This window comes from Nisaea sp. (genome assembly GCF_039990255.1).
Classification (GTDB): Bacteria; Pseudomonadota; Alphaproteobacteria; order Thalassobaculales; family Thalassobaculaceae; genus Nisaea.
In genome coordinates, this window is the sequence record NZ_JBDXGG010000004.1 from 226514 (window position 1) to 246843 (window position 20330).

21 protein-coding genes are annotated in these 20330 nt (G+C 59.5%); 9 read left to right on the top strand and 12 right to left on the bottom strand.

Going from position 1 to position 20330, the window contains the following annotated elements:
• Positions 1 to 135 precede the first annotated feature (135 nt).
• Entirely contained in the window at positions 136 to 1869 is a 1734-nt protein-coding gene (locus ABJ076_RS01705; RefSeq protein WP_348191207.1) for a bifunctional diguanylate cyclase/phosphodiesterase, read from the top strand.
• 49 nt (positions 1870 to 1918) lie between these two features.
• Here ABJ076_RS01705 and ABJ076_RS01710 read toward each other — a convergent pair whose 3' ends face one another.
• From ABJ076_RS01710 to ABJ076_RS01720, 3 genes are all read right to left on the bottom strand, one after another.
• Entirely contained in the window at positions 1919 to 2194 is a 276-nt protein-coding gene (locus ABJ076_RS01710) for a hypothetical protein (RefSeq protein ID WP_348191204.1), read from the bottom strand.
• A 117-nt stretch (positions 2195 to 2311) separates the two neighbouring features.
• The gene (locus ABJ076_RS01715) at positions 2312 to 3244 is read right to left on the bottom strand and encodes a diguanylate cyclase (RefSeq protein ID WP_348198838.1); all 933 of its coding nucleotides are present in this window, start codon (positions 3242 to 3244) and stop codon (positions 2312 to 2314) included.
• 109 nt (positions 3245 to 3353) lie between these two features.
• Positions 3354 to 5312, bottom strand: a complete 1959-nt coding sequence (locus ABJ076_RS01720) for an acetoacetate--CoA ligase (protein WP_348191201.1) — start codon at positions 5310 to 5312, stop codon at positions 3354 to 3356.
• 202 nt (positions 5313 to 5514) lie between these two features.
• On the opposite strand from ABJ076_RS01720, the gene ABJ076_RS01725 reads away from it, so the two are divergent.
• Together ABJ076_RS01725 and ABJ076_RS01730 are read left to right on the top strand one after the other, a co-directional pair.
• Complete coding sequence (locus ABJ076_RS01725; protein WP_348191198.1) at positions 5515 to 6060, top strand: GNAT family N-acetyltransferase; 546 nt, start codon at positions 5515 to 5517, stop codon at positions 6058 to 6060.
• 170 nt (positions 6061 to 6230) lie between these two features.
• Positions 6231 to 7196, top strand: a complete 966-nt coding sequence (locus tag ABJ076_RS01730; protein ID WP_348191195.1) for a DMT family transporter — start codon at positions 6231 to 6233, stop codon at positions 7194 to 7196.
• A gap of 353 nt (positions 7197 to 7549) precedes the next feature.
• Here the strand turns inward: ABJ076_RS01730 and ABJ076_RS01735 are convergent, their stop codons facing one another.
• Positions 7550 to 8047: a DUF3429 domain-containing protein gene (locus ABJ076_RS01735; protein WP_348191192.1), complete on the bottom strand. Its 498-nt coding sequence runs from the start codon at positions 8045 to 8047 to the stop codon at positions 7550 to 7552.
• Positions 8048 to 8185: 138 nt separating this feature from the next.
• On the opposite strand from ABJ076_RS01735, the gene ABJ076_RS01740 reads away from it, so the two are divergent.
• Complete coding sequence (locus tag ABJ076_RS01740; protein WP_348198836.1) at positions 8186 to 8947, top strand: SDR family NAD(P)-dependent oxidoreductase; 762 nt, start codon at positions 8186 to 8188, stop codon at positions 8945 to 8947.
• A 139-nt stretch (positions 8948 to 9086) separates the two neighbouring features.
• Here the strand turns inward: ABJ076_RS01740 and cobB are convergent, their stop codons facing one another.
• The gene (cobB, locus tag ABJ076_RS01745; RefSeq protein ID WP_348186962.1) at positions 9087 to 9812 is read right to left on the bottom strand and encodes a Sir2 family NAD+-dependent deacetylase; all 726 of its coding nucleotides are present in this window, start codon (positions 9810 to 9812) and stop codon (positions 9087 to 9089) included.
• A gap of 9 nt (positions 9813 to 9821) precedes the next feature.
• Positions 9822 to 10277 (bottom strand): nucleoside deaminase, encoded by a 456-nt coding sequence (locus tag ABJ076_RS01750; protein ID WP_348186960.1) that lies wholly within the window; start codon positions 10275 to 10277, stop codon positions 9822 to 9824.
• Positions 10278 to 10354: 77 nt separating this feature from the next.
• On the opposite strand from ABJ076_RS01750, the gene ABJ076_RS01755 reads away from it, so the two are divergent.
• The 3 genes from ABJ076_RS01755 to ABJ076_RS01765 are packed head-to-tail and all read left to right on the top strand — an operon-like array spanning position 10355 to position 12449.
• On the top strand, positions 10355 to 11425 hold the full coding sequence (locus ABJ076_RS01755; protein ID WP_348186958.1) for a pseudouridine synthase: 1071 nt from the start codon (positions 10355 to 10357) through the stop codon (positions 11423 to 11425).
• The gene (rsmD, locus tag ABJ076_RS01760) at positions 11376 to 11948 is read left to right on the top strand and encodes a 16S rRNA (guanine(966)-N(2))-methyltransferase RsmD (RefSeq protein ID WP_348186956.1); all 573 of its coding nucleotides are present in this window, start codon (positions 11376 to 11378) and stop codon (positions 11946 to 11948) included. The genes ABJ076_RS01755 and rsmD overlap by 50 nt, the downstream gene beginning before the upstream one ends.
• A 30-nt stretch (positions 11949 to 11978) precedes the next feature.
• Complete coding sequence (locus ABJ076_RS01765) at positions 11979 to 12449, top strand: GFA family protein (RefSeq protein ID WP_348186954.1); 471 nt, start codon at positions 11979 to 11981, stop codon at positions 12447 to 12449.
• 20 nt (positions 12450 to 12469) lie between these two features.
• Here ABJ076_RS01765 and ABJ076_RS01770 read toward each other — a convergent pair whose 3' ends face one another.
• The 6 genes from ABJ076_RS01770 to ABJ076_RS01795 all read right to left on the bottom strand — a co-directional run bounded on the left by ABJ076_RS01770 (position 12470) and on the right by ABJ076_RS01795 (position 18411).
• On the bottom strand, positions 12470 to 13354 hold the full coding sequence (locus ABJ076_RS01770; protein ID WP_348186952.1) for an ABC transporter ATP-binding protein: 885 nt from the start codon (positions 13352 to 13354) through the stop codon (positions 12470 to 12472).
• Positions 13354 to 14103, bottom strand: a complete 750-nt coding sequence (locus tag ABJ076_RS01775; RefSeq protein ID WP_348186950.1) for an ABC transporter ATP-binding protein — start codon at positions 14101 to 14103, stop codon at positions 13354 to 13356. The genes ABJ076_RS01770 and ABJ076_RS01775 overlap by 1 nt, the downstream gene beginning before the upstream one ends.
• Positions 14100 to 15158: a branched-chain amino acid ABC transporter permease gene (locus ABJ076_RS01780; protein WP_348186948.1), complete on the bottom strand. Its 1059-nt coding sequence runs from the start codon at positions 15156 to 15158 to the stop codon at positions 14100 to 14102. Before ABJ076_RS01780 ends, ABJ076_RS01775 begins: the two co-directional genes overlap by 4 nt.
• A complete protein-coding gene (locus ABJ076_RS01785) occupies positions 15155 to 16051 on the bottom strand; it encodes a branched-chain amino acid ABC transporter permease (protein WP_348186946.1) in 897 nt (298 codons plus the stop codon). Before ABJ076_RS01785 ends, ABJ076_RS01780 begins: the two co-directional genes overlap by 4 nt.
• A gap of 113 nt (positions 16052 to 16164) precedes the next feature.
• Entirely contained in the window at positions 16165 to 17415 is a 1251-nt protein-coding gene (locus ABJ076_RS01790) for an amino acid ABC transporter substrate-binding protein (protein WP_348186944.1), read from the bottom strand.
• A gap of 159 nt (positions 17416 to 17574) precedes the next feature.
• Positions 17575 to 18411, bottom strand: a complete 837-nt coding sequence (locus ABJ076_RS01795) for a nitroreductase family protein (protein ID WP_348186942.1) — start codon at positions 18409 to 18411, stop codon at positions 17575 to 17577.
• 261 nt (positions 18412 to 18672) lie between these two features.
• Here ABJ076_RS01795 and ABJ076_RS01800 point away from each other — a divergent pair, with 261 nt between their 5' ends.
• Both ABJ076_RS01800 and ABJ076_RS01805 read left to right on the top strand, forming a co-directional pair.
• Complete coding sequence (locus tag ABJ076_RS01800; RefSeq protein WP_348186940.1) at positions 18673 to 18819, top strand: hypothetical protein; 147 nt, start codon at positions 18673 to 18675, stop codon at positions 18817 to 18819.
• 61 nt (positions 18820 to 18880) lie between these two features.
• Positions 18881 to 20317, top strand: coding sequence for an amidohydrolase family protein (locus tag ABJ076_RS01805; protein ID WP_348186938.1), 1437 nt, complete (start codon positions 18881 to 18883; stop codon positions 20315 to 20317).
• The last annotated feature ends 13 nt before the right edge of the window (positions 20318 to 20330 follow it).

A 20330-nucleotide genomic window follows, 5' to 3' on the forward strand; every position in this document is an offset into this window, starting at 1 on the left:
AAAACCCTCGGAATGAAATAGAAAGCACAGTAACATCCGCTCCTTAATTTATTAGGGCGAGTTTTTTTGTTTGATATAAACTCAGCAGTTGCAGCGCCTATCGCCGACGTGGAGACTGTTGGAACGTTCCCCCCGTTGAAAGATGTAATTCATGGGGTCCGTCACGCATTCCAGCCAATCGTCCATCTCGACACCGGCCTGACCCATGGGTTCGAGGCATTGCTGCGCGGTACGGATGCGCTTGGCTTCGACAGCATCGCCCAACTGTTCGATCGTGCTTCAGAGAACGGGGTTTTGGAAGAGCTCGAAACGCGATTGCTGACCAAGGCGCTGAACGATTTCGGTGGCCTTGCCTGTGCCGAGGGACTGCATCTCTTTTTCAATATAGACGCCCGCAGTCTGCCTGCACTCGGCCGTAAAGTTCCAAAGACCCTGAATGCCATGTCCGATCTTGGACTTTCCAGCACGCAGCTCTGCCTTGAAGTCTCCGAAAAGTCTGACATCTCGCAGGACAGCGCGGCCATCCAGGCCCTGCGCTGCGCCCGCGACAGCGGCATCCAGATCGCGCTCGATGATTTTGGCGAAGGCTATGCCAGGCTCCGTCTGCTGCATGAAGAGCACGCCGAATATGTGAAATTCGATCGTTACTTCATCAACAATGTCGCCCGTGACCCGAAGAAAAAACTGTTCGTTTCCAGCCTGATCGACATGTTCGAGGTGCTCGGCATCCAGACCATCGCCGAGGGTGTGGAAACAGAAGAGGATCTGGCCAGCTGCCGTGAACTCGGCTTCGACATGGTGCAGGGGTATCTCGTTGCCCGCCCGACGCTGGATTATGAAAGTCTCAGCCGAAGCTACGAGAGCCTCATATCGGCCCGGCGGCGCGACCGGCGCTCCCGGACATCGGACCAGCATCTTCTGCGCGAACAGATCGTCGAGGTACCGACCCTCAGCATCGAAACGCCGATGCAGGACGTTTTCGACGCCTTTCGCAAAAACGAAAGCGCCCGCCTTTTCCCGGTGCTCGACCCGAATCAACGGCCGCTCGGCATTGTGAGTGACGCCGATCTCAAGGCCTATGCTTTCTCGCCCTACGGCAAGGACCTGATCGTGAACCGCAGCTTCGGCAAGCGGCTCGGCGATTTCGTTCGCCCCTGCCCGATCGCCGATATCCATACCCAGGCGGAACGCATCCTCCAGATTTACAGCCATAACGACGCGCTGAACGGTGTGATCATCGTCGAGAACGCGCAATATGCGGGCTTCCTCGACAATTCATCGCTGCTGCGTGTGCTAAACGAAAAAAACCTGATCACCGCCCGCGAGATGAACCCGCTGACCAAGCTGCCCGGCAATACGGCCATTTCGGATTTTATCGCCGATGCGCTTGCCGAGGATGACCAAACGCGGACGCTACTGCACTTCGATTTCGATAATTTCAAGCCGTTCAACGACACCTACGGCTTCCGCCAGGGTGACCGTGCATTGCTGCTGTTTGCGGAGAACCTGCGACAAGTCTTCGCCAGCCAGGACTTTTTCATCGGGCATATCGGCGGCGACGATTTCTTTGTCGGAGCCCGCGACGTGCCCGTATCAGATGTCAGCCAGCTGGTCCGCGAAGCCCGCGAGCAGTTCGCCACGGATGTGGAAAGCTTCTACGATAAAAAAGCGCGCGAACGTGGCTCCATCGAAGCGCGCGGCCGTGACGGCAGCCTGCGCTCCTATCCGCTTCTGACATGCAGCGCCGCCATGCTGGTGATCGATTCGGGCGAACATCAGTCAGATCTGGAGACCGTGCTGACGGCGTTTGCTGACCTGAAAAAACGGGCGAAAGAGGAAGGCGGCTTCGCCTTCCATCAGATTCGGTAGCTGGGCCTTCCATCAGATTCGGTAGCTGGCTTAATCCGGTCAGCCTGCCTCAGATGCTGCTCGGCGGCTTGCCGTAGACTTTCTCGAATGCGGCCTTCAGCTGCTCGGTCTCCTCCTCAGTGAGATCGACCATCTCGTCGACGAAATCTTTTTGTTCCTTGAGGGAGCGCTCGCACATTGAATGGAAGATATCCATCAGGACGCGAAAGGCACTGAAACGCGGGTTCCCGACCGGGTCGGAACGGATTTCAAACACCGAGATAATGCCACCCATCTTGCGAACCATATGGTCCAGTTCGGCTGCTCTGCCCTTGTCTATTGCCACTTTGGTTTTCCCCTTAGCCGCTCGAACGGATTGTTAAAGATAAAAGCGCGCCATCATACCCGGCGAGCATAATGCAGCAATCTCATTCCCTTTTTTGGGAAATGCGCATGCTCGCAGTCAGGCCGACTCCGCGGTCCAGACCACCACTTGGTTTCGTCCGCCACTCTTGGCCTCATAGAGCGCACGATCGGCACGCTCCATGATGTCCTTCAGGTTTCGCCGCGGAACGAGTTGCGCCACGCCAAATGACACGGTCACGGAAAGTGGATCGCCACCGTCGATCATGATCGGTGTTTCAGAGATCGTATTGCGCACCCGGTCAAGGACCCGGCGCGCATCTTCCGGGCCGGAATCAGGCAGGCAGATCAGGAATTCCTCGCCACCAAACCGATAAATCGAATCATACGGCCTGAGCGTGTCTTCGATGATCCGTGTCACACGAGCCAGAACCCTGTCACCAGCCTGATGCCCATAGGTGTCGTTGACCGACTTGAACTTGTCGATGTCGGCAATGGCAATGGAACAGGGGCGTCCGCTGCGGCGCATTCGCTGCTGCTCCCGGATCAGCTCCCGCTCCATGGTACTGCGGGTATTGGTGCCGGTCAGCGGATCGAGATCGGAAAGTGCAGCCCGGAATGCCCGGGCCATGCGGCCGGCCTGTTCGTTGAAGCTGTCGATCTTGTGCAGCAGCGCGTCGTATTCCTCAGTCGAAATCCCGTCGTCTTTCCATCCCCGCACAGCAAGGATAGCTGCATGCGCGTAAAGCCCTTGATGCATCTCAACGAGCATGGCGAAGGCGGGCTGCGAGAAGATATCGTCATCGCGGTTTGTCGAATACCAGCGGCCGAAACGGCTCACCCGATGCGCGTCTTCCGTCACCACTTCGGGGTCGGGGCGCAATCGGCAGACCAGCGCGCGGTGAAACAGCGCGAGCCATTGCCGCGTTTCCTCGACGGCGACCTCAAGCTCACGCACGATTTCTTCGAGCTGCCTGCGGGACAGCGCGGAGTCCGGTACCTGCTGTTGCGCGGAATTATCCTGAGCAGAGATCGTCCTATTCCCTTGTTATCGTCTGCCGATCCCACGCCCCAGCCAAAGCCTATCGACTCCGCCGCTCGCATCCAAGCTCAATAAGCAATATCTCCCGCCGAGCGACGGGTCAGTCAGCCAACTCCGGGCGGTTTCCAAAGAGACTCAGCGCCTCCGGGTTAGCCAGCGCCTCAACATTCTTCACCGGACGACCATGCACCACATTACGCACAGCCAGCTCGACGATCTTGCCGCTCTTGGTCCGCGGAATGTCGGCGACCTCGATGATCTTGGCCGGTACATGGCGCGGCGACGCACCCTTGCGCACCGTGTCCTTGATCTTCTTGATCAGCGCATCATCAAGAGTCATACCCTCCGCCACGCGAATGAACAGCACGACGCGCACATCATCGTCCCAATCCTGGCCAATGACGAGCCCTTCCAGCACTTCCGGCAGCTTCTCGACCTGGCGATAGATTTCCGCCGTGCCGATCCTCACACCGCCCGGATTGAGCACCGCGTCGGAACGGCCATAGATCACCATGCCGCCGCGCGGAGTCAGTTCTACATAATCGCCATGGCACCAGATGTTTTCGTAGCTCTCGAAATAGGCGCTGCGATACTTGGCGCCATCCGGATCGTTCCAGAACATGATCGGCATACAGGGGAACGGACGGGTGCAAACCAGCTCACCCTTCTCGCCAACCACCGGCTTGCCATCATCGTCAAACACGTTCACCGCGAGGCCGAGGCCGCGAGTCTGGATCTCGCCGCGCCAGACCGGCCCAACCGGGTTGCCGAGCACGAAGCAGGAAACGATGTCAGTACCGCCGGAAATAGAGGAGAGCTGTATGTCTGACTTGATAGACCGGTAGACATAGTCGAAACCTTCCGGCACCAGCGGCGAGCCGGTCGAGGTCATCGCCCGAACGGTCGAGAGGTCATGTGTTTCCTTCGGCAGCAAACCGCTTTTGTTCAAGGCGTCAATGTACTTCGCCGAGGTGCCGAACAGCGTCATCTTCTCCGCGTCGGCATAGTCGAACAGAATGTTGCCATCAGGATGGAACGGGTTGCCGTCATAGAGCAGCAGCGTGGCCTCAGAGGCGAGGCCGCTGATCAGCCAGTTCCACATCATCCAGCCGCAGGTCGTGAAGTAGAAGATACGGTCGTCCTTCTTCACGTCGCTATGCAGCTGATGCTCTTTCAGATGCTGAATCAGCGTGCCGCCGATGCCGTGCACGATGCATTTCGGTACGCCCGTGGTGCCGGAAGAGAACATGATGTAGAGCGGCTCGTTGAAGCCCATCTGGGTAAACGAGATTTCGCCCGCCTCGAAAGCGCCGGTGAAGTCCGCATAGCTGACCCCACCTTTGATATCGCCAATCGGTGGCTCGTCGCGGGTGTATGGCACGATGACTGTCTTCTTCACCGTCGGCAGTTCGGCCAGAATGCCGGTAATCTTGTCCAACGTGTCGAAGCTCTTGCCACCGTAATAGTAGCCTTCAACGGCCACAAACACCGTCGGCTCGATCTGGCCGAACCGGTCCAGCACCCCGCGAATACCGAAATCGGGAGAGCAGGAGGACCAGACGGCCCCGAGGCTTGCTGTCGCAAGCGTGGCGACGATGGTCTCCGGCATATTCGGCATGAAAGCCGCGACCCGATCACCGGGGCCAACACCCTCGGCTTTAAGGGCCTGGGCGAATTTCGAAACTTCGTCATAAAGCTGGGAGAAGCTCATTCGGCGCTTCACCTTGTCCTCACCCCAGAACACGATAGCGTCGGAATTGTCACGGCGGCGCAGCAGGTTTTCCGCGAAGTTCACTTTCGCGTCCGGGAAGAAAGCGGCACCCGGCATCTTGTCGCCATCCTTTAGAATGGTGTCGCCCTTTTCGCCTATGATGCCAGTGAAATCCCAGACAGCATCCCAGAAGCTCTCCAGCTCCGTCACCGACCAATCGAAGAGACTGTCGTAATCCGTCAGGCCGGCGCCGCGCTCGCGGTTCACGAAGTCGATGAAACGGGTGATGTTCGCATCTGCGATCCGCTCGGCACTCGGTTTCCAAAGCGGCGTCATTTCTGTCGTCATGTCTCTCGGCGTCCCCTGCTTGCCAGCGTCCCAGTTCGTCGCGCCATTCCCAGATTGTCACCCGGTTAGCGTCTTGTTCGTTGCTTAATCCTATAACGGCGGCAGGTGTCAGCGGCAATGCTGCAATGCGCAATCGGCGCTGGTTCTCCCCCCACAGGACCGGGCTAGCTTCGGTATTGCACACCTTTCGTGGACTGACGCCATGGCGGCAACACAGAAACCCGACGATATCGAAATCAGGGCAGCGACCACGGAGGAGGCCGTTGAGATTGCCAATTTCCACGTAAAGGTCTGGCGCGAGACTTACAAGGATATGGCGCCAGAAGAAGCGATACGCGTGCTGAACGAGGAACGCCGGCTGCCCGGTTGGATCGAGGTCCTCGCCTCGACCGATGTCCGAAAAAATACGCAGATCGCTCTCGCTGATGGAAAGATCGTTGGCCTGGTCAGCTACGGGCCTCCCTCATCCGAGGTTTTCGGCCAACGGGGCGAAATCAAACATCTCTATGTCGATGGCAGCCAACGCGGCCGGGGCCTCGGTCGACATCTGCTGCAGCAGGCACTTCAAGAGATGGGAAAACTCGACTTCGATGGAATTGGCCTGTCCGTGGTTCGTGAGAACATGGCGGCGCGGCGTTTCTACAAATCGCTTGGAGGTACGGAGCACAGCGAATTCCAGGACCCGGGGCCAATCTGGAAATCCAGTAATATCCTTGTCATATGGCCGACCAGCGCTGAAGTGGACTGACTCAAAATCACAGCGGGCCTAGCGTATCCGAAAGCCCATGCGCCCGCGCGTTCTTAAGATCAACAAGGCAGCAATGCGCAATCAGCGCTGGTAGAACGCACGGCGAAGCGTATCGTGAAGCTCTTCCGCAGATTATGGACACGGCGCCGATGAGCGCCTGATGAGTCTCAATGGCGTTCGCCGAAACATCTCTGTCTTCCCGCTGGGCCGCGCTCTCGCCAAATACCCAGGGCGCGGTCTGGATCGTAATATCCTGTGTGCTTTTCTCTATCATGCAGGCGGCGGTGAAGCTGCTCGGTGCCCGGCTCGATACCTTCCAGATCGCTTTCTTCCGTTGCGCCTTCGGCCTTGCCGTGATCCTGCCTTTCATGGCCAAGGCAGGGCCTGCCGTGTTCAAGACCAAACGCCCCCTTGCCCATTTACTGCGTGGCTGCCTCGGCGCTGGAGCAATGTCCTGTGGCTTCTATTCCGTGACACACATGCCTCTGGCCGACGCCACGGCGATCAGCTTCGCCAAGCCACTCTTTATGATCGTACTGGCAGTGCTGTTCCTGAACGAGCAGGTTCGCTGGCGGCGCTGGTCGGCAACCGCCGTCGGCTTTGTCGGGGTCCTGATCATGGTCCGGCCCGGCTCGTCAGAGATCGGCTTTGCCGCCGGTATCGCCCTGCTCGGCACGCTGTTCGTTGCCCTCGTCGTAGTCGTGGTGAAGAAGCTGGCCGATACGGAATCTCCGCTGACCATCCTGTTCAGCTTCGGGATCATCTCGACCACGATCATGACCGTCCCCGCCATCCTGGTCTGGCAGCAACCGACCTGGGCCGAAATGGCCATGCTGCTCGCAGTCGGCACCCTCGGCTCGGCCGGACAAGCTTGCGCTGTACGCGGTTTCAAGATCGGAGAAGCGACGGCGGTGGTGCCGTTCGATTATTCACGGCTGATCTTCGCCGGCTTCATCGGCTACTGGCTCTTCGCCGACGTGCCCGGCATTCACACCCTCGCCGGTGCGGCCCTGATTGTAATCTCAACGCTCTACATCGCCCGCCGCGAGGCGCAGCTCGGTAAAACGCCGATGCGCAACAAGACCGATCATCATCCGGTTGTGCTTGTTGAGGAAGACGAGAAACAGCGGGGCTGAGCCTCTGCCCTATCTCGAACAGAACGCCCCGATTAAGCGATCTGCTTCCGCATTGAGGCCGGCGAGCATGATTGTGACGCTGTCCCCGCTCGCTGTGATCTTCTCAGCATACCGGACCTCTCCGTCGCGCCCAGCCATTGAGCTTCTTCGGGGTGCGGCGCGGGTTTTATCACCAAAGGGCCCTGCGCCGAAGCAATGCGGTAAGAATGGCCCATGCCGCCCGGAGGGTGGCGGATCGGCGGGCCTCCGCCGAATTCGGTCGCGATCGCACGCAACCGCGCCTGCACCACATCGTCCGCCACATTACCTTGCTTTGATATTACCTCACCCCGGAACAGCGAAACGCTCCCGGCCTAAATCGCCCCGACCACCCCCGAAATCGACGCGTTCGCAAGCGCCAAGAGCACGAGGATCGTCAGCCACTTCCGCAACTTCGCATACCACTCCGGCAGAAAACCGGCATTGCAGGCGCGGACATCGATGAAATAGGCGAGCGCAACACCAAGCGCGATCAGCAGCAGGCCAAAAAACGGGCCCAGCATGGTGGCTATCCAGGCAATCAGCGCCGGCACCACGCTCCAGCCATAGCGGGCCCAGGCTGCCCTGTCCATTTCCTCCTCATCCTCTTCTCGCGCCTCTTCCAGCTCGCCCTGCCACATGGCGGCGCCCCAATGCACTGCACCGAGAAAGGAAAGGATCGCCGCACCATAAGTGATCAGGCTGTCAATCAGCACATAGCCGTAGAGGGGGTCTGTCAGCCAGACCGGCAGGGAGATCGCATAGAAAGGCACCAGCCCCCCGAAACCGAGGATCAGGGCAGGACGGGGCACGTCCTGGAATGAAGGCATCATCTCGGCGCATCCCTTTGTCGCACTGGCCTTTGCCGCGCTGGACGCGCGGGCGGCTTTCGGTTTCACTGCGCCCCGTTATACCGTTCAAACATCCGGCCAGCAAAGGCCGGACCCGAAAGCACCGGAGGAAACAGGAACATGCAGGTTCAGGGACAAGCCGCGATCGTGACAGGCGGCGGCAGCGGGTTGGGTGCAGGCACCGCGCGCGCGCTGGCAGCCGCAGGCGCAAAAGTAGCGCTGTTCGACGTGAATGAAGAGGGCGCGAAGAAAGTCGCGGCCGAGATCGGCGGCATCGCCGTGTCGTGTGACGTTTCCGACGCCGCTTCCGCCGAAGCGGCCATCGCCACCGCGCGCGAGGCTCATGGCCCGGCCCGTATCCTGGTGAACTGCGCCGGCATCGCGCCCGCCGAACGGATCGTCGGCCGCAACGGCCCAATGCCGCTCGACAATTTCCGCAAGGTCATCGAGGTCAACCTGATCGGCACCTTCAACATGATGCGCCTCGCCGCCGCCGACATGCAGGGCACGGACCCGCTTGAAGACGGCGAGCGCGGCATCGTCATCTCCACCGCCTCCGTCGCCGCCTTCGAGGGCCAGATCGGCCAGAGCGCCTATGCCGCATCAAAGGGCGGCGTGCATGCGCTGACCATCGTCGGCGCCCGCGAATTCGCCAAGGCCGGCATCCGCTTCAACACCATCGCGCCGGGCCTGTTCGGCACCCCGATGTTGCTCGGCATGCCCGAAGACGTCCAGAACAGTCTCGCCGCGACGGTTCCCTACCCGTCCCGCTTCGGCACACCGGAAGAATACGCGAAACTGGCAATGGCGATGATCGACAATGTCATGCTGAACGGCGAGACCGTGCGGCTCGACGGCGCCATCCGGATGCAGCCGCGGTAAAGAAAGCTATCCTCATCCCGGACCACGATCCGGGACCTGGGTAATCAAAGCGCCGTGCATCTCAGAAGTGTCGTGCCCGTCATCAAAAGATCCCGGATCGTGGTCCGGGATGTCGGTTAAGTGTGGAGTCGGGTGAACATCAAACTCCGCCCAACAGCTCTTCCACATAGGCCGGCACGATTTCACTCGCGGGGCCGTAGCGTTTCTCCGCGAACAACGTGGCTCCCTCCGACGGCTCAAGATTGAGCTCGATCGTATGGGCGCCGTGCATGCGGGCTTCCTGGACAAAACCCGCGGCGGGGTAGACATTGCCGGAGGTGCCGATGGAGATGAAGAGATCCGCGTCGGAGAGCGCTTCGTAGATCTCCTCCATATAGAGCGGCATTTCGCCGAACCAGACGACATGGGGACGCAATGTACCTGCCTCATTCGTCGTCGGGTTTCGGCTTTCCAGCGTCAGATCATCCCTCCAGCCGAAAACTTCGCCGGTGCGCTCACAGCGCGCTTTCAGCATTTCGCCATGCATGTGCAGCAGCTTCGAAGAACCCGCCCGCTCATGCAGGTCGTCGATATTCTGCGTCACCAGCAGCACATCCCCCTGCCAGTCCCGCTCCAGCCGGGCAAGCGCCGCATGGGCCGCGTTCGGCACCACATCGCTGTCGGTCAGGGAACGGCGGCGGGCGTTGTAGAACTCGTGCACCATCACCGGGTTGCGCAAATACCCCTCCGGCGTCGCCACATCCTCCAGATTGACCTTCGACCAGATCCCGTCGGCATCCCGGAAGGTATCGAGGCCGGACTCCTTGGAAATACCGGCGCCGGTCAGAATAACAATGGAAGCATCGGGTGAGAGATTGAGCTGCATGGGAGGCTCCTAGCGACGGTCCTGAAAGAATTTGCGAAGCAGATTACCGGCGCGGCTTTCCTCAACCCCGCCAATCACCTCCGGCGCGTGATGACAGGTCGGCTGGCTGAAAATCCGGGGGCCATGCTCGACCCCACCACCTTTCGGATCATAGGCACCGAAAACCAGACGGCGGATACGGGCAAAGCTGATGGCCGTCGCACACATCGGGCACGGCTCCAGCGTCACATGCAGATCACAATCGATCAGACGGGGCGAACCGACTTCCACCGCTGCCGCCCGAATAGCCAGGATCTCCGCATGGGCGCTCGGATCGTTCAACTCCTCGACCCGGTTACCGGCCACCGCCAACACCGTGCCGTCCGGGCCGGTCACAACCGCGCCCACCGGAACCTCGCCCCGTGCAGCCGCCGCTTCCGCTTCGGCCAGCGCTCGTGCCATAATTGTCAGATGTTCAGTACTCATAGCTCCATACCTAGCGGGAAGCGGTATTGCATCCAAGCCGTTTGCATCCGCGCCCGTCCCCGCGTAAGACCTGCTTCATGAGTGATTTCAGCGAAATTTTCACCGAAGACCGCGGCCCTGAACGCATTGCCAAACGGCTGGCCCGTGCCGGGCTTTGCTCGCGCCGTGAGGCGGAGCAGTGGATTGCCGACGGACGTGTCGAACTGGACGGAGAAATCCTGACCAGCCCTGCCATCACCGTCACCGGGGAGTCGAAAATCCGGGTCGACGGGAAGGCTTTGCCTGTGATCGAGCCAACCCGGCTCTGGCGGTTCAACAAGCCGCGCGGCGTGGTGACAACGAACAAGGACCCCGAAGGCCGGGAAACCGTGTTCGACCGGCTTCCTGCGGATCTGCCGCGTGTGGTCACGGTCGGCCGCCTCGATTTCGATACAGAAGGCCTCCTGCTGCTGACCAATGACGGCGCGCTGTCCCGGCTGTTGGAACTGCCGTCAACGGCGTGGCTGCGGAAATACCGGGTCCGGGTCTATGGCTCCATTACCGAGAAATCGATTGCCCTGCTGAAGTCCGGCCCGACGGTCGACGGCATCAAATATGGAGCGGTCACGGTCGAGCGTGATATCGAAGGTAAGGCGAATACCTGGCTCACCCTCGGCATCCGTGAAGGCAAGAACCGCGAGATTCGCAAGCTGATGGAACATGTTGGTCTCAAGGTGAACCGGCTGATCCGGGTTTCCTACGGCCCGTTCCAGCTCGGCGATTTGCCGGAGGGCGAGGTTCTGGAGGTGCGGCAAGCCACGCTTAAGGAACAGCTCGGCATTCGCGAGGAGAAAACCGGCACCGCGAAGGCAAAAACGAAAGCGCCGTTCAAGGGCACACGCCGACCCGCGCCGAAAGACGATTCAGGAAAGCCAAAAAGTGCGCCAAGACCAGGCGGTGCCGTCAAGGTCAGCGGAGCCGGAAAGCCCGGAGCCCCCGGTAGACACGGTGACACCAGGAAAACAGGCGACGACCGAACTCCCTCGACGCGGGGTGCCGCCGGCAAGCAGAATGTGAGACGGGACGCGTCCAAGTCCGGCCCGGATCGAGGAGACAAGAATGCGGATCGTCGCGGGCAAAAATCGCGGAACCAAACTCGCCGCCCCTGAAAACTGGAACACTCGGCCAACGGCCGACAGGACCCGCGAGTCTCTGTTTGGTGTTCTTGAGGGCGGTAGGCTGGGCGACGCGCTCACGGACTCATTCGTGGTGGATGTTTTCGCAGGCACCGGTGCACTCGGCCTTGAGGCCCTGTCGCGCGGAGCGACGGAAGCGGTCTTCATCGAGAGTGATCGGGAAGCCGTCGAAGCACTGCGCGAGAATATCGGGCGCGTTAAGGCCAGTGATGCAACCACAGTGATCGAGGGCGACATCCGTTCCTTGCATCGCACGGCGCCGCGTCCGGCAGGCCTGATCCTGATGGACCCACCCTACAATAGCGGACTTGCCGCCCCTGCCCTCGACCAACTGCACAAATGCGGCTGGATCGACGGTAAAACTCTGATCGTCGTCGAGTGCGAGAAATCGGAGGAGCTGGAAATTCCGGAATGGCTGGAGGTGCTGGATAACCGGCGCTACGGCAAGGCCCAGATCAGCTTCCTGCGTCCGAGCATGTCCGGCGACGCCGGCTGAGGAATACGACCAACCGGGAGGGAGTGCACCATGCATCTGGAAGGATCATGCCATTGCGGCGCCGTGAGCTTCAGCCTGGAGAGCAAACACCCCACCCCGTTCAATCGCTGCTACTGCTCGATTTGCCGGAAGACGGCAGGTAGCGGCGGTTACGCGATAAACCTGTCCGGTGACTTCGACAGCCTCATCATCGAGGGCACGGAGAACATCTCGAAATATCGCGCAAAAATCGACGGTGGCGAAAGCCTGGCCGAGCGCAGTTTCTGCAAGACCTGCGGTTCCGCCCTCTGGCTCTGGGACCCGCGCTGGCCGAAGTTGGTACATCCGCAAGCCGGCTCTATCAACACACCGCTTCCCACGGCGCCGGAGTTGACACATCTGATGCTTGAGGCGAAGCCGGACTGGGTACCGCTGGAAAAAGGCGCGAAGGACCAGTGCTTCGATGCCTACCCGGAGGAAAGCATCGAAGCCTGGCACAAGAGGCTGGGTTTGGAGCGCTAGGGACGCTCCCGCCCCACCCTCTAGCCCCCCAGAAACAACCGGCCGACTTCCGGGTTAGCCAGCAATTCCTCGCCGGTACCTGCCATGGCCGTCTGCCCAGAGACCAGCACATAGCCGATATCGGCGAACTCCAGACCTTTTTTGGCATTCTGCTCGACCATCAGGATGGTCTTGCCCTCGACCCTTTGCAGGTCATCCAGGATCTCGAACACCATATCGATGAAGCGCGGCTCCAGACCGATGGAGGGCTCATCAACCAGTAGGATTTCCGGCTCCATGACAAGCGCCCGGCTGATCTCCAGCAGACGGCGCTCGCCTCCGGACAACACCTTGGCCTGATGATTTCGGCGAGCAGCAAGACGCGGATATTTTTCGAAGATGCGCTCCGCCGCTTCCTTGGCGTCCGAGGTTTTCTCCTTCAGGTATCCGCCCATCCAGAGGTTTTCCTCGACGGTCATGCCGCCGAACACGGACTTGTCCTGCAGGATGTAAGCGATTCCCGCATTTTTCGGCTTCTCGTTGGAGGAAAAGTTCGTGACGTCCTGGCCGCCGACATTAACGGAGCCGGAGAAGATGTTGGTGAAGCCGAAGATCGAATGCAGCACGGTCGACTTGCCCGCACCGTTCGGTCCGATCAGGCAGCAGGATTGCCCCTTACCAACCTTCAGCGAGAACTCATGCAAGATCTCCATCTTGCCATAACCGGCTTTCAACTTGTCGATGGTGAGATATGGATCTGGTCCGGCGAGTGCATCGATCCGCGCCTGATCCGGACCGTCGGCGATAGCCTCGACCTGCCGGACCACATCCTCGACGGAGATAACGGTCTCGACACCGCCTTTGCCATAACCGCTGATGCGCGTTTCGCTGACCGTTACAGTCACGGTTTCTTCCTTGTCGCTCATCAGTGGGCTCCCAGATAGGCTTCAACCACCCGCGGATCGTTTTGAACCTCATCCGGTGTTCCGGTGGCAAGCATCTCGCCATGGGCCAGACAGGAGATCCTGTCAGCGAGGTTCATAATCACCCGCATATTGTGCTCGATGACGAAGAGGGTGATGCCGAACTGCTCGTTCGCCCGCTTCAGCCGGTCAATCAAGCCATTGATCAGGGTCGGGTTGATCCCCGCGGTCGGCTCGTCCAGCAACAACACTTTCGGCCGGTTCATCAGAGCCATAGCGAATTCCAGAAGCTTCTGCTGACCGAAGGACAGCTCACCCGCGATCAAAAACCGCTTCTGGTAGAGCCCCACAAACTCCAGAAGTTCCTCGGCGAAAGCCTCGGTTTCCCGGTCATGCATGGAGCCGAACATGGAGCCGAGGCCCTCATCCCGGTGCGAGACCGAGATCAGCATGTTCTTCATGCAATCCATTTTCGAGTAGATCCGGGTCTGCTGGAATGTCCTGAGCAGGCCCAGCCGGGCAATATCCGGAACCCGGAGTTTGGAGATTTCCTGGCCCTTGAACTTGATTGAACCCTCATCGATGGGGTGATAGCCGACGACCGAATTAAAGAGGGTCGTCTTGCCAGACCCGTTCGGCCCGATCAGCCCTGTGATGCCTCCTTCGGCAACATCAATGCTGATCTCCTTGTTCGCAACGACACCGCCGAAACTCTTGGAGACGCCGCGCACCTCGATTAGCGATCCGCTCATTCCGCTGCCTCCGTCTGGCCCGACCGGGTCATTTTCTCGTCAACCGTCACACCGAACAGCACCGGCCAGCGATCCTGCGCCCAGCCGAGAATGCCCTGCTGGAAATAGACGATATTGATGATGATGATGGCGCCGAGCGCAACCCACTGCCAGCCGAGCAGATGGGTCCAAGTCACCTCCTTCACGATATGGAACAGAATTGCTCCAAGGACCGGCCCCCAGACCGTTCCCTTACCGCCAAGCAAGGCCATGGCAACCATGAAAATGCCGAAGGTTGCCGTCGGGAAGGCCACTTCCAGAGGCTCAATGAAGCCGGACATATTGCCGAAAACGGCGCCCGCCATACCCATGAACAAGGCAGGGACCATCCAGGCCGTCACCTTGTAGCGCGTGGTGTGGATACCCATCGCCTCGGCCTTGTCCTCATCGTCCCGGATCGCATTGATGGCAAGTCCGAAGCGGGTCTTGTAGATCGCACGGATCACGACATGTGAGAGGATGGCGAGCACGAACAGCATGACATAGAAGACCTGCGAGCCGCTTGCCGCCTCGCCCGGGAAAACCGGCATGGATATACCGCTGCCCCCGCCGACATAAGCCCAGCCGCTGACCAGTTCGGCCACCGCGACCGCCAGCCCCAGCGTGCCGATAGCGAAGTAGGGTCCGCGTAGACCCAGCATGAATGGACCGATGATGAGGGCAAATATCATTGCCATGACACCACCGAAACCGATGCCGAGAAGCAGTCCTGTCCAATACTGCTCAACGGTGAAATCTACCTTGATGCCGCCAAAGGCTGCTGTGTATTCCGCGACATCGTAGACAATGCCGATCTGGACCACCGCAGAGGCGTACATACCAATACCGAAGAAGGCGATGTTACCAAGCGAGTTGTAACCCATCTGGCCGCCGGTCATATCCCACGTCACCGCCATCAGCACCATCAACCAGAGGACTGCCATCTGACTGGTGAAAGCAGGTGCCAGCAAAGGCACCAGGATCCCAGCAGCGATCAGGACGCCATAGATGGAAAGATCGAGTCTCTGAGCGCTCATCGGACGACCTGCCTTAACCGGTACATTTGGAAGAGCCGCACCATGAGCACGACGACGAGCAGGCCGACCACGGCCGCGACCGCAAATTCCGCACCAAAGACAAATCCGGAATAGTTCTCCCAGACCCCAAGACCGAAACCTGCGACGATCACACCTGGAAGATTACCAAGCCCGGCCGCCGTAACGATGATGAAAGCCCGGATCGAATGCACGATCCCGTAGAAGGGCTGAATGTTCCAGATCATCGCAACCAGAACGCCTGCGGCGCCGCAGATGGCTGCGTTAAGCGCATAAGTGAAGGCATAGACCTGATCCGTATTAATCCCGAGAACACGGGCCGCGCGAGGATCCTGCGCCGTTGCCCGGATCGCCTGCCCCATCCGCGAATTACGCATGAAGAGCACGATGCAAATTGCCAGGGCGGCCGCAAGTCCCAACCCGACGAAACGGATCACCGGAATGCTGAGGTCCCCGATATCAAGGGTGCCGAACCCGGCTTCGGCGATCTTCACTTCCGGACCGAAGCGCAGGTTCAGCGCCTGCTGGATCAGCAGACTAAGCCCGAATGTGGCTAGCAGGGACGTGAACATGTCCCGGTCGACAACACGGCGGATGATCGCCGCGTAAACGCCCCAACCAAGTACGAACAGGACGACGAAAGCGATTGGAAGGGCCAAGATCGGATGCATTCCCCAGAGGGTGCATTGATAGGCCACGTATCCGCCAAGGATCACCATGTCGCCCTGCGCCAGATTCTTCACGTTCATGACGCCCCAGACCAGGGCCAGGCCATAGGCGGCGAGGACGAAAATCCCCCCGATCAGCAACCCCTGGACCAGCAGGTCCACGGCGAAGATCGGTGCCTGTAATAAAATCGAGATATTGTCGAGCATTGAAAACCGCATCCTTCCCGCGAGCGTGTCCGGACGCAGCCAGGGCGTTCGGACGATAGAGACACGGAAGAAAGGTTACCCCTCCCGCCGTGTCCCTTCGGTTCAAGCGATGACTATTTCGGCGAACGCGGATGCCGGACTTTCGAAGATGCCCATTTCACAGGGGCAACCACTTTATATTCGCCGTCCTGGATCTGACGCAGCACCATCGGCTTCGCAATGTTGTTGCCTTCCGGTGCAAATTTGATCCCGCCGTAAAAGGTCTTCATGTCGGTATCGGCAAGTGCGTCACGCAGTGCGTCCGTGTCGAAGCTGTTTGCCCGCTCGAACGCATCCTTCCAGACCATCACAGCGGCTGTCGCCTGAGCGGCTTGGTATGGCACGTTCTTGTAGCCCTCAAAGGACTTCTTGAAGAGCGCGTCATACTCTGCGGCGGTGCCGAAAAGATCGTCCTCGTAACTGAGGGTCTCGGCCCATTGCGTTGGACACAGAATGCCTTCGGTGGAACCCGCCCCGAATTTCGAGACGATTTTGGCTGCCTCGCAGTGGGTCATGGCGATCATCGGCGTCTTGATTTTCAGCTCCGCGATCTGGCGGGCTGCCGTCGCAGCTCCCTTGGAGTGGCCCGAAATCACAAGGAGGTCGGGCTTCAGGGCTTTCACCTTGGTCAGCGTGGACGTCATGTCAGACAGGTCGCGCGGCAGCTTGTCGTCAATGACGATCTTCATGCCAAACTTCTTCATGTCATCGACGACACCGGCCCGGACATCAAGCGAGAATGGGTCGTTTTCAAAAGCCATTGCGACTTTCACGCTCGATGAGTCTTTGCCATTCGCTTTCGCGACATCGGCAGCCAGCTCAATCGAACTCGCGAGATACTGCTCCGACGTGGAAAGGACGGCGAACAGATAGCGATAACCCTGCGAGAACAGGGAGCGGGACGCACCTTCCGCCTCTACCATCGGAATTTTGTATTTCTCCGTGACCGGCGCGATCGCCTTGGTCAAACCGGAACTGTACGGGCCAAGCATATATTTGACGCCGTCCTGGCTGATCAGACGCTCGGCAAGCTGCGCGCCACGTGCAGGTGTCGATTCATCGTCATAGTAAACGACCTTGAATTTGTAGCTCTTGCCGTTGACTTTCACGCCACCATTATCGTTGATCATCTTCACGCCAAGCTCGTATCCGTTCTGAGCGTGAATGCCATTTGTTGCATATTTGCCGGTCAGCGAAATCGCCGAACCGAGAATGATTGTGTCGCCATCGACCTTGGCTTCCGCCGGTGCGGCTGCAAGACCGAACGATGCTGTCAACGCGGCCGCAACCGTAGCAGCACGCAAATCCATTTTCAGGAAACGCATTTCAAATTCCTCCCTTGTCCTAGGGAGGACGCAGGCACATGCCCTAACCGCAATTTTTGTTTTTTTAGCGGCGCACTCTCCCTATTGGATGAAACGTTAGGTAATCCCCCACGGCAACGCCAGCCCTTTTTCCGCCATGCGCGAATACCAAGTCACGCCTCACTCAAGATTGAATCCTTTTCCCTTTAAATATTTAGCCAATTGCTTGCGCTCAGGTTTCGAAACTTGACGCGCTTTGTCCTCTGACCATCCGTATTCTTGCGCCAACCCGTATTCATCGATCGATCTTTGTTTTTCATCCGGGATTTGAAAACGTGCGCTGCGGCGAGCGTCATACGCCGCGACGTCCTGTTCAAGAGCACTGTCGTCATAACGATCAGTGTGAACGAACACCGAGGGCGGCAACCGCAAGCTGATATGCCCCTCGCCAGAGGGCCAGCCGAGGCAGAAGCCGCAGATCGGGAAGACATGATCCGGGAGCTCCAGCAGCTCGGAAACCACCTCAATATGGTTCCGGACCACACTGATCGGACAGCAGCCAAGCTCTGCAGATTCCGCCGCCCGGATGAAATTCATTAACACCAACCCGGCATCGACCGCTGCATTCAGCACTGAATCCAGATGGTCGTTGGCGAAGGGCTTACCGCGCAGTTCCGAGACCTTCCGAATACGCCTGTTGTCAGCAAGGAAGACCATGAAGACGGGCGCGTCCGCGATCCAGGGCATTGCCGGCATCAGCGCTTCGATCTTCCGGCGCTTCTCCGCATCCCGCACGATCAGCACCCCGGATTGCTGAAGGTCAGATTTAGCCGGAGCCGAAAATGCCGCCGCCAGCAGTACCTCCAGAAGATCATCCGGCACCGGATCCGGCTTGTACCGGCGATGAGAGCGGTGGGTGAGAATATGGGCAAGATCACCCTCGGCCGGCATATCCCGGCCCGCATCGACCGGCAGGCCGAACCTGTCTTCAATCAGATCTGCGATTGTATTCTTCACGTGTCCGTCCCCTCGCTGCGGCTGGCCAGAGAGTAAGCAGGCCATGTACCGGACCGCAACACCTCGTCAGCATTGACGCACAACCACCGGTGTCGCACGGGACGGTTCACGAATACCTCTCTCTGCCTTGACTCATCCGGTTGAATGATAGGGAATCGGATTCCCAACGACGGGTTTGCGCCGCTCTCATGGAGTATAAAGGTGTCTGACAAATCGGGTTTCGAGAATCGGAATCGCCAATCTATTTTCAAGCGCCTCGGAATGATGGAACTTGAAAATCATGACTTTCCTGCCACACCGACGACGGAAGGAACGCTTTCATCCGATGCCGCCGGCAACACCCCTTGCCCGGAGCACCCGCTCGGTAGCGATCTTTTTTATGTCCTCAGAAACGCGTATCGCGCCTGATCAGATACCTCTCTGACCTCAGGATGTCCTTTAACTTATAGTTGCCTGCCTAGGAGAAACGATGCGCAATCTTGTGATAGGCGGCGGTATCGTCGTCACGATGGATTCCGGCCGGCGGGTTATCGAGGGCGGCACGGTGCATCTACGGGACGGGCGGATCGCAGCCATCACAGGGCCGAACGAAGCGATCACCACAACGGAAAGCGCGGAAATCATCGACGCGACCGGTATGCTGGTGCTGCCGGGCCTGATCGACGCCCATGCTCATGCCGGGCACGCATTGGTGAAAACTCTCGGCAGTGACGACAGCGCGACCTGGTTCAACGCCTGCCGGCAGATTTACACGCTCGGCTCGGACGAAGAATTCTGGCACGCCGATGCCGCGCTTTTCGCCTTGGAGCGGATCAAGGCGGGCGTCACCACAGGCGTCTCCATGCTGGGTGGTGGCGACAGCATCAGCAGAACCGATCACCCAGGCGTCGCGGATGCCCATTTCAGCGCGATCAAGCAGGCAGGAACCCGCGCCATGCTCGCCGTCGGGGCTAACCGGCCGCCCTTCCCGTGGCGGTTCAGGAACTGGGACCATGGCGAGGATGAGCGGGATATCAGCTTCGAGCGACAGCTTGAGGTCAGCCGCCGGATAGCCGCCTCTTGGCACGGAGCAGAGAATGAACGGCTTTCAGTAGCCTTGACCTACCCCGTTTCACGGCCGGACGAGCCCCTGCCAGATGGCGTGACAGCGGAACTGGTGACAGAGCATGCGCGGCAGGTTCGCGCACTGTCGCACGAGTTGGGCCTCCGCTTCACCCAGGACGGGCACCGCGAGGGCAGTATTGCCTATGCTCATGACGTGCAGGATCTACTCGGCGAGGATGCTTTTCTGTCCCACAGTACCAACCTGACCGAGGCGGATATCGCCGTCCTGCGCGAAACTAGTGCCAGCGTCGTGCACAATCCGTCCGCCGTCGCCTCGATCAAGGGCCGCTGCCCAGTGCCGGAGCTGATTGATCAGGGCGTCACTGTCGCCATCGGATCGGACGCGCCCGCGCCGGATCGGTCCGGAGACATGATCCGGCATATGCAGCAGGCCATGCATTATCACCGCCGCCATTTCCGTGACGACCAGATCCTGCCACCCGGCAAGGCTCTGGAGATGGTAACAATCGATGCCGCGAAGGCCATCGGCATGGAGACCGAGATCGGCTCGTTGGAAGCTGGCAAGAAAGCCGACATCGTGCTGCTCGACCTCCGCAAGCCGCATCTGGTGCCCGCCAACATGCCGCTGCACCGGGCGATCTATTTCGCCAACGGCGCCGATATCGACACCACCATTGTCGACGGTAGAATTCTGATGCGTGGCCGTTCAGTCAGCAGCGTCGACGAAGGCAATGTGCTGGACGCGGCGGACGCCGCAATTGCCAAGGCGCTGGAGCGGACAGGCCTCACCTCGCTGCTGGAGACCCGATCCGGCTTCTGGGGCCAAAGCCGGTACGACTAACTCCCTGGGACTA